At 68.2% G+C, this 11,185-nt stretch carries 11 protein-coding genes; 4 read left to right on the forward strand and 7 right to left on the reverse strand.

The features are described 5' to 3' along the window. Window positions 1–174 precede the first annotated feature (174 nt). The 4 genes from JWP90_RS10730 to JWP90_RS10745 form a co-directional block, all read right to left on the reverse strand. Window positions 175–2,208, reverse strand: coding sequence for a fructose-specific PTS transporter subunit EIIC (locus tag JWP90_RS10730; RefSeq protein WP_297363714.1), 2,034 nt, complete (start codon window positions 2,206–2,208; stop codon window positions 175–177). A 59-nt stretch (window positions 2,209–2,267) separates the two neighbouring features. Then, entirely contained in the window at window positions 2,268–3,266 is a 999-nt protein-coding gene (locus JWP90_RS10735) for a 1-phosphofructokinase family hexose kinase (protein ID WP_297363717.1), read from the reverse strand. Then, entirely contained in the window at window positions 3,263–4,048 is a 786-nt protein-coding gene (locus JWP90_RS10740; RefSeq protein WP_297363721.1) for a DeoR/GlpR family DNA-binding transcription regulator, read from the reverse strand. Before JWP90_RS10740 ends, JWP90_RS10735 begins: the two co-directional genes overlap by 4 nt. Window positions 4,049–4,235: 187 nt before the next feature. Then, the gene (locus JWP90_RS10745) at window positions 4,236–5,075 is read right to left on the reverse strand and encodes an exodeoxyribonuclease III (RefSeq protein WP_297363724.1); all 840 of its coding nucleotides are present in this window, start codon (window positions 5,073–5,075) and stop codon (window positions 4,236–4,238) included. A gap of 124 nt (window positions 5,076–5,199) precedes the next feature. Here JWP90_RS10745 and JWP90_RS10750 point away from each other — a divergent pair, with 124 nt between their 5' ends. Both JWP90_RS10750 and JWP90_RS10755 read left to right on the forward strand, forming a co-directional pair. Beyond that, window positions 5,200–6,201, forward strand: a complete 1,002-nt coding sequence (locus tag JWP90_RS10750; RefSeq protein ID WP_297363726.1) for a TIGR03557 family F420-dependent LLM class oxidoreductase — start codon at window positions 5,200–5,202, stop codon at window positions 6,199–6,201. Between the two features lie 3 nt (window positions 6,202–6,204). Next, window positions 6,205–6,975: a coenzyme F420-0:L-glutamate ligase gene (locus JWP90_RS10755; RefSeq protein WP_297363729.1), complete on the forward strand. Its 771-nt coding sequence runs from the start codon at window positions 6,205–6,207 to the stop codon at window positions 6,973–6,975. A gap of 309 nt (window positions 6,976–7,284) precedes the next feature. On the opposite strand, the gene JWP90_RS10760 is transcribed toward JWP90_RS10755, so the two are convergent. The 3 genes from JWP90_RS10760 to JWP90_RS10770 all read right to left on the reverse strand — a co-directional run bounded on the left by JWP90_RS10760 (window position 7,285) and on the right by JWP90_RS10770 (window position 10,192). Continuing rightward, window positions 7,285–8,115 carry an ABC transporter ATP-binding protein gene (locus JWP90_RS10760; RefSeq protein WP_297363732.1) on the reverse strand — a complete coding sequence of 277 codons (831 nt, stop codon included), beginning with the start codon at window positions 8,113–8,115 and terminating at the stop codon, window positions 7,285–7,287. Further along, window positions 8,112–9,107 carry a putative F420-0 ABC transporter permease subunit gene (locus JWP90_RS10765; RefSeq protein WP_297363742.1) on the reverse strand — a complete coding sequence of 332 codons (996 nt, stop codon included), beginning with the start codon at window positions 9,105–9,107 and terminating at the stop codon, window positions 8,112–8,114. The genes JWP90_RS10760 and JWP90_RS10765 overlap by 4 nt, the downstream gene beginning before the upstream one ends. Before the next feature lie 80 nt (window positions 9,108–9,187). After that, window positions 9,188–10,192: a putative F420-0 ABC transporter substrate-binding protein gene (locus JWP90_RS10770; protein ID WP_297363736.1), complete on the reverse strand. Its 1,005-nt coding sequence runs from the start codon at window positions 10,190–10,192 to the stop codon at window positions 9,188–9,190. Window positions 10,193–10,507: 315 nt separating this feature from the next. Here JWP90_RS10770 and JWP90_RS10775 point away from each other — a divergent pair, with 315 nt between their 5' ends. Beyond that, complete coding sequence (locus tag JWP90_RS10775; protein ID WP_297363739.1) at window positions 10,508–10,681, forward strand: hypothetical protein; 174 nt, start codon at window positions 10,508–10,510, stop codon at window positions 10,679–10,681. 64 nt (window positions 10,682–10,745) lie between these two features. Further along, window positions 10,746–11,021, forward strand: coding sequence for a hypothetical protein (locus tag JWP90_RS10780; protein ID WP_297363745.1), 276 nt, complete (start codon window positions 10,746–10,748; stop codon window positions 11,019–11,021). Window positions 11,022–11,185 lie beyond the last annotated feature (164 nt).

Genomic DNA, 11,185 nt, shown 5'->3' on the forward strand with positions numbered 1-11,185 from the left:
GCGTGACGATCTCGCCGTTGGCCGCGCCAACGCTCATGATCGGCAGGATGCTCGCCGCGTTGAGCAGACCGCTGGCTTCTGGTGCGATGGTGACTGCGACCGGCTGGCGTCGACCGCTGTGCGTTTCGGCATGGAGATTCCTTGATGGGCTGAACGGTTTGAGGAGGGCGGGAGTCAGACTGTCGCGGGTACGCCAGCGTCAACTGTTGCGGCATCCGTCGTCGACGTTTCAGCGGCTTCCGGGCGGCGCCGCACGAATCGCTTGAGCAGCACGACGAGCACTGCGGAGACGATCATTCCCACGAGGATCGCGACGATGAACGTCAGGATGTTGCCGATCGCGAAGAACACGAAGATGCCGCCGTGCGGAGCTTGCGAGGTTACGCCGGAGCCCATGACGATGGCACCGGTGATCGCGCTGCCGACGATGCCGGCGGGGATGACCCGAAGCGGGTCTGCCGCGGCGAAGGGGATCGCTCCCTCGGAGATGAACGCCGCGCCGAGCAGCCAGGCAGGTTTGCCGTTCTCACGCTCAGCGGCGCTGAACACTTTGCGGTCGATGAGTGTTGCCAGGGCGAGGGCGAGCGGGGGAACCATTCCGGCGGCCATGACAGCGGCCATGATCGCCCACGGTGCCTGGTTGTCGAACGATCCTGCACCGAGTCCGGCGACGGCGAATGCATAGGCGACCTTGTTCACCGGACCGCCGAGGTCGATCGCCATCATCGTTCCAAGGATGAGACCGAGGAGAATGGCCGAGGTTCCGGTGAGCGAGGAGAGCCACGTGGTCAGTCCGCTCATCAGCGCAGCGATCGGTCCGCCGAGCAGCACGATCATGAGCCCCGAGGCGAAGATCGAGCCGACGAGCGGAATGATGACGACGGGCATCAGGCCGCGAAGCCAGCGCGGAACCGAGATGCGTCCGATCGCCCAGGCGATGAAACCAGCGAGGAGACCACCGACGAGTCCGCCGAGGAAGCCCGCGTTCATCACGAGCGCGACGGCGCCCGCGGTGAAGCCGACGGCGATACCGGGGCGGTCGGCGATCGCGTAGGCGATGTAACCGGCAAGCGCGGGGACGAGGAAGCCCATCGACGCGGTACCGATGATGTAGGCGACCGCGCCGAGGTACTGTCCGAGACCGCCGTCCGGCAGGTTCAGCAGGCTGTTGCCGAGCACGATGTCACCGGCGTTCTCGGTGATCCGGTAACCGGCGAGCAGGAAGCCGAGGGCGATCAGAAGACCGCCACCAGCCACGAAGGGGATCATGTAGCTGACACCGGTGAGCAGGTAGCGTTTGAGCTTCTGGCCGATGTGTTCGGTCCTGGCGTCGTCGCTGGCCGCTCGGGCGCCGGCTCCGTCGCCCGAGACGCGTCGAGCGTTCGGGTCGGTGGATGCCGCGAGGGCCTCGGCGATCATGGTGTCCGGTTCGTCGATCCCGCGTTTCACCGGTGACTGGACGAGTGGCATGCCGGCGAAACGGCCCTTGTCGCGCACGTCGACGTCGACGGCGAAGATGACGGCCGCAGCGCGCTGAATGACGGCCGGATCGAGCGGTGTGACGCTCGACGAGCCCTGCGTCTCGACGTGCAGCTCGGCACCGGCACGCTCGGCAGCGGCGACCAGAGAGTCGGCAGCCATATAGGTGTGCGCGATTCCGGTCGGGCAGGCGGTCACCGCGACGAGGACCGGCTTGGCTTCGGCGGCAGGCACGGCAACGCGTGCCGCGGGCGTCGTCGGTGCCGGTTCGGCGGGTGCCGCGGGGGCGAGCGCGCCATCGACGAGGTCGACGACTGCTTGCGGAGTGGGAGCGCTTCGAAGCGCGTCGGTGAAGTCTTCTCGGATGAGCGAGCGGGCGAGGGTGGACAGCAGTGTCAGGTGAGCCTGGTCCGCGCCCGCCGGGGCGGCGATGAAGAAGATAAGGTCAGCCGGCTCGTCCTCGCCGAAATCGACACCCGGGTTCGGTCGCGCCATGACCAGCGTCGGCACGGTGACCGCCTCAGAACGGCAATGCGGGATGGCAAGGCCGCCGGGGATGCCGGTGTCGGTCTTCGACTCGCGGTCCCACGCGTCGGCGAAGAGCGCGTCGACGTCGGTGGCCCGGCCGTTGTCGACGACGAGGGCGGCGAGAGTGCGGATGACCGCTGCGCGGTCTGTTCCGAGGTTCTGGTCGAGGAGGACCAGCTGGGGAGTGATCAGGGAGGACATGGACGAAACTCCTTCGTTGTCGCGGTGTTCAGGGAAGTCGTGGGTGAAAGGGGGGAGCGCTACTCGGCCAGAGCGCGCGGGTGGCGGGTGACGGCGATAGCGCCGGGATCCGCCTGCTCGAGAGTCGGAACTCTCGAGCCGGGAAGCGTTGCGGCGGCCGCGCCGTGGGCGACGGCCTGGGCGAGGCAGCCAGCGGCGGCGTCGCCCCGCTCGGACGCGAGCAGGAAGCCGGCGAGCGAGCAGTCACCTGCCCCGACGGTGCTGCGAGCGACGATGCGCGGCGCAGCGGCGCTGAGCACCTCGGTGTTGTTGGCGAGCACCGCGCCGCGGGAGCCCAGCGTGATGAGGGCGGCTCCAAGACCGTGCTGCAGCACACGGTCGGCGATCTCGACGACGGTGTAATCGTCGTGCCCGAGGGATTCGGGATTCGTCTCGGGGACAGCGATGCCCAACGAGAGCGCGAGTTCGAACAGCTCCTCGGCGTTCGGCTTGATCAGGTCAACGGTCTCGGCAGACGCGAGCAGCACGGCGAGCGGCTCGCCCGAGCTGTCGACGGCGATGCGCGGTGCGGCAACCCCGTTCCGGGCCGCTGCGCTTCGCACGTCGCGCACGACGCGAACGTAGAAGTCGGCTGGCAGGCCGGGGGGCATCGATCCGGCGAGAACCAGCCAGGTGGCATCCGTCGACCGCGAGACGATGAGGTCACGCAGCGCCGTCGCGGTTTCTGCCGGCAGGGCGGTGCCTGGTTCGTTGAGCTTGGTCGTCGTTCCACCCGGCTCGGTGATCGTCGTGTTGGAGCGGATGGCTGCGGTCACCGGCACGGTCCGAGCGTCGATCCCGTCAGCGAGGAGTGCGAGAACCATGGGGTCCGTCGAGGCGCCGGGGAGGATGGCGATCGTGGCGACGCCGGCCGCGTGCAGGGCACGGGAGACGTTGACGCCCTTGCCGCCCGGCTCCTGGACGGCGCGGGCGGCTCGCTGGACCTGGCCGCGCTCGAGCGGGGCGTCGAGGTCGATTGTCCGGTCGAACGAGGGGTTGAGGGTGACGGTGACGATCACGCGACGATCACCTCCACCTCGTCGGCGTCGAGCGCCGTCGAGAGATCCCCGATCGGATCCGTATCGGAGATGAGCGTGTCGAGTTCGCGCAGTTCGGCGAACCGGTAGAGCGCTTCGTCGCCGAGCTTGGAGGAGTCGACGAGTGCGACCGTGCGGCGGGCCGCCCGCACCATGGCGGACTTGACCGACGCCTCGCGCTCCTCTGGGGTGCTCAGACCGAAACCGGCGGAGATCCCGTTCGCGCCGAGGAAAGCGATGTCGGGGCGGAGGTGCGCGAGTTGTTCGATCGTGCTGCCGCCGACGGCGGCACTCGTGACGCCGCGGACGCTGCCACCGAGGAGGTGCAGATCCAGAGCGGGGTTGTGGTGGAGCAGCGCTGCGATCGGAACGGAGTTGGTGATCACCGTGATGCTCGACGAACCGTCTCCGCGCCAGTCGGCGAGGAGCTCGGCGAGGGCTCCGGTCGTTGTGCCTGCGTCGAGGAGAATCGATCCGCGAAATTCATCGCCGAGCAGAGCGAACGCGGCTCGAGCGATCGCGAGCTTCGTCTCGCGAGCCTGGCCGGCGCGGTCTGCGACGGTGGACTCGACGAGGCTGGTCTTACCCGAGGCAACGGCGCCGCCGTGCACCCGGCGGAGAGCGCCCTGTCGCTCGAGCACATCGAGGTCGCGGCGGACTGTCTCTGCGGTGACGGCGAGGCTGTCGGCGAGTTCGGTGACGGTGACGCGGCCGCTGGCTTGCAGAAGTTCTGCGATTCGCTCGTGGCGTTCAATGGCATACATGTCGGCGCTGACCCTTCGGACGTCTCTGAACCGTCGATCCGCACGAGACGAATCTTTGTTTCAGTGAGTTTATGCCCGATTGAGTGGGAACGCAAAAGCAAACACAGAAAAACACAGAATCCTGGCGGGAGGGCGCCTAACTGCCCCCGAAAGTACGTCGGATCACGGTCTACAGTGGGAGTCCGATTCAGAAGATCATGGGCCGATCGTCGTCATCTTCGGTCGGCAGGTCGAGGTTGACGACGACGGGGACGTGGTCGCTCGGGGCCTCACCCTTGCGTTCGTTGCGGTGGATGGAGGCATCCGTCACGAGGTTCGCGAAGGCGGGGGAGCCGAGGATGAAGTCGATCCGCATCCCCTCGTTCCGGGGGAAGCGGAGCTGCTTGTAGTCCCAGTAGGTGAACCCTTCCGGCACGATCGGCCGGACCACGTCGGTCAGCCCGATCTCGCCGAACGCCGCGAGTGCGTCGCGCTCAGGCTGCGAGATGTGCGTGGACAGACCGGGCACAACGCTGGGGTCGCCCATGTCCGCGTCGAATGGTGCGACGTTGAAGTCGCCCATCAGCGCGAACGGAACGCCGGGGTTCGCGGCCAGCCACGCGGCGGCATCCGCTTTCAGCCGGGCGAGCCAGTCCAGCTTGTAGATGTAGTGCGGGTCATCGAGAGACCGGCCGTTGGGAACGTACAGGCTCCACAACCGGACACCGTTCACGGTCGCGCCCATCGCCCGTGCCTCGAGTGGCAGGCCGACGCCCTCCTGGCCCTTGAGGAAACCAGGCATGTCGGTGAACGCGGTGACGACATCCGTCATGGGGAGGCGGCTGGCGAACGCAACACCGTTCCACTGGTTGAGGCCATGGATGGCCAGTTCGTAGCCGGCCTCTTCAAAGAGTTCGGTCGGGAACTGGTCGGGCCTGCACTTGATCTCCTGCATGGCGAGTACGTCGATGTCCTCACGCACCATCCAGTCGACGGTGCGCCCGACGCGGGCTCGAATCGAGTTGACGTTCCAGGTGGCGATGCGCATGAACTCCACGCTATCCGACCCCGGTGACGCGAGTTGCCCGCTATCCGGGGTCTGGGCGGCGAAGGACCCGCCAGATCGGGCAACTGGCGGGGGAGCAGGCGCAGGCGTGGGCCAAGATAGGCACATGGGATCTCTTTCCGTCGGCTACGCCGCCATGCTGGAGCAGTTCGCGCCACAGGAGGCGGTGGCGCTGAGCGCCTTCGCCGAGCAGCACGGGTTCACCGGCGTGATGGCGACCGACCACTTCCAACCGTGGATTCCCCAGCAGGGACAGTCCTCGTTCGTCTGGAGCGTCCTCGGGGCACTCGGCGAACGAACGGCCGGCGACTTCGGAACCGGCGTCACGGCGCCGACGTTCCGCCTGCACCCGGCTCTCGTCGCGCAGGCCTCAGCCACACTGGCGTCGATGTACCCGGGCAGGCACTGGCTCGGCCTCGGCTCAGGTGAAGCACTCAACGAGCATGTCGTCGGGCAGTACTGGCCCGAACCCGCCGAGCGCATTTCACGGATGTTCGAAGCGGCTGACATCATCAAAAGGCTCTTCGCCGCCTCGCTCGTGGGCCGCGACACCAAACACAGCGGCCAGTACTTCAAGCTCGAGTCCACTCGGTTGTGGACGATGCCCGAGGTCGCCCCCGAGATCCTCGTCGCGACAGCCGGGCCGGTGACCGCCAGGCGGGCCGGCAAGCATGTCGATGGCCTCATCACCGTCGGTGCGCCGCTCGAGAAGATCTCGATGCTGTTCGGAAGGTTCGCGGAGGGCGCGCGGGAGTCCGGCCGCGACGCCTCGACGATGCCGAAGGTGCTCCAGTTGCACCTGTCGTGGGCGCCGACGGATGAGGAAGCGATGCAGAACGCGTTGACCGAATGGCCCAATGGGGCGATGAGATTCCCGAAGGCCGACATCCGCTCCCCGTTCGAGTTCGAGCAGATGGCCAAGATGGTCCGGGCGGAGGACTTCGACGGCCGCATGGTGATTTCGTCTGACCCCGACGTGCACCGGGCTCACATCCAGCGGTTCGCGGACCTGGGCTTTGACCGGATCTACCTCCACAACGTCGGCCGCAACCAGCGCGAGTGGATCGAAACCTTCGGCCGTGACGTCCTGCCGAAGCTGGTGCGCTGAAGAATGCTGAGCATCTGGGCGCCCGACGGCATCGGTGAGATCGAGTCAGGCGACGACCTGACGAGAATCGTGGCTGAGGTCGTCGGCCGCGACCTCGAGGACGGCGACATTCTCCTCATCACCTCCAAGATCGTCTCGAAAGCGGAGGGCCGGCGGATCCTCGCCGCCGACCGGGAACAGGCGATCACCGACGAGACCGTCCGTGTGGTGGCCAGCCGGGAGCATCCGAACGGGGTGACACGGATCGTCGAGAACCGGCTCGGCCTTGTGATGGCTGCCGCCGGTGTCGACTCAAGCAACACGCCAGACGGGACCGTGCTTCTGCTGCCCGTCGACCCTGACGCCTCCGCGCGTGAGATCCGGGCGGGGCTCCACGCCCGTCTCGGGATCGCCGTCGGTGTGGTCATCACTGACACCGTTGGGCGGCCGTGGCGCGAAGGCCAGACCGACATCGCGATCGGAGCCGCAGGCATCCGTGTCGTCGACGACCTGCGCGGGCAGACGGATGCTTCCGGGCGCCCGCTCACCGTCACGATCACTGCCGTCGCCGATGAACTCGCCGGGGCAGCCGACCTCGTGAAGGGCAAGTCGTCCGGCCGTCCGGTCGCAGTCGTCCGCGGACTCGCGCACCTTCTCACCGGAGAGGACGGACCAGGCGCTCGGGTGCTCGTGCGCGGCGCCGAGAAGGACATGTTCCGGCTCGGCAGCGACGAGGCGTACGCGCAGGGCTTCGCCGCCGGTCGGCGTGCGGGCAAGGACGGCATCGGTTCGTAGCTCCGCCTGGAGGGGTTGCGGCCGGGGCGCCGTGCTGGGATCAGGCGGCGGCGCTGTGGCCTCGGGTGGGTTCTGGCGGAGTTGTGCGCAACCGACCGGTGGCTCCGTGCCGATCGGCGCCGCCGGTCGGCGTGCGGGCAAGGACGGCATCGGTTCGTAGCTCCGCCTGGAGGGGTTGTGGCCCGGGGCGCCGTGCCGGGATCAGGCGGCGGCGCTGTGGCCTCGGGTGAGTTCTGGCGGAGTTGTGCGCAGCGGGCGTCGGGTGTCTGCGGCTGCGAGCTGGCGGAGTTATGCGCGGCGGGTATGAGGTCAGGTGGTGTCGAACGCGATGAGAGGCCGACCGGTCCGCGGGTGCCGCAGCACGTCGGCGCGCACCCCGTAGACGTCGCCGATCAGCTTTCCGGTGAGCACGGATGCCGTCGGCCCGGCCGCGACGACTCTCCCTTCACCCAGCACGATCACGGTGTCCGCGTACGCGGCGGCGATGTTGAGGTCATGGAGGGCTGCGACCGCGGTGATGCCTGCGGCGGTCTGCGCCCGGACGAGCGACAGCAGGCTCAACTGGGCGCGCACGTCGAGGTGGTTGGTGGGCTCGTCGAGGAGGAGCAGCCGTGGCTGCTGGGCGAGCGCCCGAGCCAGGTGCACCCGCTGGCGCTCCCCGCCGGACAGGGTGTCGAAGGGGCGGTCGGCGAAAGCGGACATTCCGACGGCGGAGAGGGCGTCGGCGACGACCTGGCGGTCAGCTGGGCCTTCGCTCGCCCAGCGACCGATGTGCGGGGTCCTGCCAAGCAGGACGACGTCGTTGACCCGCAGGCCGGTGTCGCCGTCGCCGTGCTGCTCGCTGAGCGCCACCAGGCGCGCCCTGTCCCGCCGGCGGAGGGCAAGGAGGTCGGCGCCGTCGAACAACACGGTGCCGGAGTCGACGGGCAATGCCCCGACGAGCAGCTGGAGCAGTGTCGACTTGCCTGCGCCGTTCGGGCCGATCACCGCACCGAACGATCCCACCGGCAGGTCCACGTCAACACCGTCGATCACCAGCCGGCCGTCTCGGGAGAACGTCAACCTGCTGGCAGCCAGGGCGGCAGGCGGAGCGGCGGAGATCGCGTCGCCGAGACCGTGCGCAGATTCGGTTCTCGTCATCGGATTCGCCTCGCCCGGAGCAGCAGCAGCGCGAAGACCGGTGCGCCGACGACGGCGGTGAGGATGCCGACGGGCAGCTCCCGCGGATCGAACAGGGTTCTCGCTCCGGTATCGATCCAGATCAGGAAGACGGCCCCGGCGAGCGCCGAGAGCGGAAGCACCACACGGTTGCGTTGACCGGCGACGAGGCGGACCGCATGGGGCAGGATCAGCCCGACGAAACCGATTGAACCGGAGACTGCGACCATCGCCCCTGTGAGCAGGGCGGTTGCGGTGAGCAGCAGCCAACGGGTGGGGTTCACGCCGATGCCGAGAGCGGACGCCGCAGTGTCGCCGAACGCGAACGCGTCGAGGGTGCGCCCGGTCAGCATGAGCGGCAACCCGACGATCAGCAGGGCGCCTGCCCCGATCGCCACGGCGGGCCAGCCGGCTCCGCTGAGCGACCCGAGCAGCCAGCTGAGGATCTCCCGGTAGGTGTCCCCGGTCGCCGACCAGAAGATCACCAGGCTGGTGACCGCTCCGAAGAACGACGAAACGGCAAGACCGGCGAGGACCGTTCGGGTGGGCGTCAGGGCGCCGGCCGCCCCAGCAAGGAGGAGGGTGGCGAGCAAGGCGGCGAGGGCGCCGGCGAAGGCAGCGACCGGGAGCAGAAGCCCGAAACCGAGCAGGATCACTGCGACGGCGCCGAGGGATGCTCCAGACGACAAACCGAGGAGGTAAGGGTCTGCGAGTGGGTTTCGAGTGATCGCCTGCATCACCGTGCCGGAGAGGGCCAGGCCGGCGCCGACCGCTGCTGCGGTGAGGATCCGCGGCACTCGAAGCTCCCACACGATCCCGTCGCGGAGGGGCGAAAGCACCTGCCCGCCGAGGGCCGTCGGGTCAAGCCCGAGGTGGCCAAGAATCGAGCCCCACACCTCGGCCGGGCGGATGTCGGCGGGGCCGAGAGTCACGGAGAACACAATCGACAGCAGCAGGATTCCGGAGAGGAGCACGACCCAGGCGGTCGGCGGGACACGTCGAAGCTCCCGGCCGGCGAACGGTGCCGGTCGGCTGGGAGTCTCGATCGTGGCTGTCACAAGCCCAGCTTCTCCAGTTGCCCGGCGATGGTGGCCGCCGCTTCAACGTTGCGCACCCCAGCCTCGGTTGCCGCGAACGGAACCGTGATGAACCGTTCGTTCACGACGGCATCCAGCTTCGCCGTCGCCGGGTTCGACTGCAGCACACCGATCTTTTTCTCCGCGCTGCCCCAGTCGGAGACGACGAGGATGATCACGTCGGGGTTGGCATCGACGACCGATTCCCAGTTGAACGGGGTCCACGAGTCATCGACCCCCGCCGCGATGTTCGTGACACCGACGGCATCCATGATCATCTGTGGCGCGCCGCTGCCGGCGCCGACGTACGGGATGTCGGAGCCGCTGGAGTACCACAGGGCGCTGACGTCGGAGACGGGGGTGAGGTCATCGAGCGCTGCCCGCTGCTCGTCGATGAGTTCCGTCGCGGCACCGGGCACGTCGAAGAGGGCGCCGATCTCCTCGATCTGGTCGAAGACGTCGTCGAACCGAAGCGTGTCGGGCTTGCCCGCTTCCTTGCACGCCGCAGGCGATACGTAGGTGTTCACGCCGAGGCTGGCGAGGGTTTCCCGGTCTCCGGCGCCGTCGGCCGAGAAGTTCGACTCCCAGCCCGCGTAGACGAGGTCGGGCTCCAGGGTCAGCACGGCCTCCTGGCCTGGCACCTTGTCGCTGATGACCGGCACATCCTCCCCGCCGAGCGCGTCGGGGATCGGGCCGTCTGGGAAGGCCTGGCCGATCAGGCGGTCCTCGAGGCCGAGTGCGAGGAGCATCTCGGTCGACGTCGATTTGATCGTCAGCACCCGCTCGGGTGCTTTCTCGAAGGTCACCTCGGTTCCGCAGTTCTCGACCGTCAACGGGTAAGCGGATGCCGCCGGCGCGGCGGGTTTTGACGGCTCCGCTGCCGGCGCAGCGGAGGCGCAGCCGGTGAGCATCAGCAGGGCGACGGCGCCGAGCAGAGGAGTGGCACGGCGAGCATGTGCGGAGAATCGGAAGACGGTTGCCATGAGACCTCGGATAGCTGAGAAGCGGGCAGGGTGCGGCACGATGTGCGTCACGACCTGCCGCCCAAATCCGGGCCAGCTCAACCGGTCAAAGCCAACCGGTGGTCTGCGTCAACGATACGCCCGTCCTGTTTCGGGGAGGTAACCTTCTCGGCGAAGTTTTCTGTCATTCTCGGGACAGGATGTCCTTGGTCGCGAAACGTCCGTTGGCGAGCGCACCGAAGGCGAGGATGTAACCGCCTTGCAGCAGCACGTTGTCGACGACCGTACTCATGTAGCGGCTGGCTCAGCAACCCGGCGAACCCTAGCCGGTGATGCGTGAACAGGCAGGGATGCGGCAGCGACAACTGCGGGAGCATTCCGAGGGTCTGGGAGATCACCGACACGACCACCGATGCGGCCACCGCCCCCACCGCCCCCACCGGCACGGAGGTCAGCGTCGAGACGAACAGGCCGATGGCGCCCAGCCCGAGGAGCGAGACGCTCACCTAACCGGCAACGAGCACCGATCGCCATGCGGACCCTGACACGCTCATCACCTCCCCGGGGGAGCAGTGTGACCGGTCCGATCGGTAACAGCAGCGCGCCGACGATCGCCCCTGCGATGACCCTCACCGGTGAGCGCCACGAACCGGTCCTCGAGACTGGGGTCCTCGACGGCGAAGCCGCGCACACGGACCCGGGCGTGCACGAGGGTGATCGCGTTCAGGGCGTTCGGGTGGTTGAGGGTGGTCCGTCCGATCCGCCCGTCGATCCGTCGGATGGGATCGCCGGAATCGCCTGGGGGAACTTCGTCGCTGACGTGCTGCACGCCCCGATCCTCGTTCGGTGAGCCGTGCCCTGCCCTGCCCCGGCGGATCCACTGCCTTCAGGGGCCACAGCGGCGATGGCGGAGCAGACCTCACGGAAATCGTCGCGCAGCATCCCAACGGTGACCCGCACGAACTGGCGATTCGCCGGGCCGGAAAGGTAGGGGGAGCCGGCGGTCACCCGGAT

The sequence above is a fragment of the Mycetocola sp. genome, from assembly GCF_025464835.1.
In the GTDB taxonomy this organism is placed as follows: domain Bacteria; phylum Actinomycetota; class Actinomycetes; order Actinomycetales; family Microbacteriaceae; genus Mycetocola_A.